This window comes from Collinsella sp. 4_8_47FAA (assembly GCF_000763055.1).
Lineage (GTDB): Bacteria > Actinomycetota > Coriobacteriia > Coriobacteriales > Coriobacteriaceae > Collinsella.
Genome location: NZ_KN214152.1, coordinates 1 through 1,257, shown reverse-complemented (window position 1 = coordinate 1,257; position 1,257 = coordinate 1). Strand labels below are relative to the sequence as shown.

The following is a 1,257-nucleotide window of genomic DNA, read 5'->3' as shown; positions in this document are numbered from 1 at the left end:
GAAAGGTAGGAGGCCATGACGAAAGGTCTGCACGTGCCTTCCGAGATCGGCAAGCTCAGGAAGGTCTGCCTGCACCGTCCCGGCGACGAGCTCCTCAACCTGCCGCCCGACGAGCTCGAGCGACTCCTGTTCGACGACGTCCCGTTCCTGGAGGTCGCACAGCAGGAGCACGACACCTTCGCCCAGATCCTGAGGGACCAGGGCGTGGAGGTCCTCTACCTCGAGAACCTCGTCGCGGAGGTGTTCGACCAGGTCCCCGGCGCCCGCGCCGAGTTCACCGACCAGTACATCGCCGAGGCCGGCATCCGCGGCCAGCACATGCCGCAGATCGTCCGCGAGAAGCTGGACTCCATCGAGGACAACCTCGAGTTCGTCAAGAAGACCATGGCCGGCATGACCAAGTCCGAGATCGACATGCCCCTCACGGCCTCCACGACCCTCGACTCCCTGGTCAACTCCGAGTCCGAGTCCGACCTGATCATCGACCCGATGCCCAACCTCTACTTCACCCGCGACCCGTTCGCGGTCGTCGGCGAGGGCGTCAACCTCAACCGCATGTACTCGGTCACCCGCAACCGCGAGACCCTGTACGGCAAGTACGTCTTCAAGTACCACCCCGACTACAAAGACGTCTCGCTGTACTTCCGCCGCGACTGTCAGTTCCACACCGAGGGCGGCGACGTGCTGAACATCAACGAGAAGACCCTCGCCGTCGGCATCTCCCAGCGCACCCAGGCCGCCGCTATCGACGTCATGGCCCAGAACATCTTCTGGAACTCCGACTCCAAGGTCGAGCGCATCCTGGCCTTCGACATCCCGGTCTCGCGCGCCTTCATGCACCTCGACACGGTCTTCACCCAGATCGACGTCGATAAGTTCACGATCCACCCCGCCATCATGGGCACCCTGCGCGTCTACGAGCTGACCGCCGGCAAGAACCCGGGCGACGTGAACATCCGCCTGATCGAGGACACCCTCGAGCACGTCCTGGAGGACGCCACCGGCGTCGACCAGGTCAAGCTGATCCCCTGCGGCGGCGGCGACCCGATCGCGGCCTCCCGCGAGCAGTGGAACGACGGCTCCAACACCCTGTGCGTCGAGCCCGGCAAGATCTGCGTCTACGCCCGCAACACCGTCACCAACGACGTGCTGTACAAGGAGGGCCTGGACCTTCTCGTCGTGCCCTCCGCCGAGCTCTCCCGCGGCCGCGGCGGCCCGCGCTGCATGAGCATGCCCTTCTGGCGCGAGGACCTCTAA

1 protein-coding gene is annotated in these 1,257 nt (G+C 65.2%); it reads left to right on the top strand.

Going from position 1 to position 1,257, the window contains the following annotated elements; translation table 11 throughout:
- Positions 1-15: 15 nt before the first annotated feature.
- Positions 16-1,257 carry an arginine deiminase gene (arcA, locus tag HMPREF9463_RS10185; protein WP_006234281.1) on the top strand — a complete coding sequence of 414 codons (1,242 nt, stop codon included), beginning with the start codon at positions 16-18 and terminating at the stop codon, positions 1,255-1,257.

Excerpts from the sequence above, each read along its gene's own strand:
- arcA (WP_006234281.1), top strand. The coding sequence starts at position 16 with ATGACGAAAGGTCTGCACGTGCCTTCCGAGATCGGCAAGCTCAGGAAG.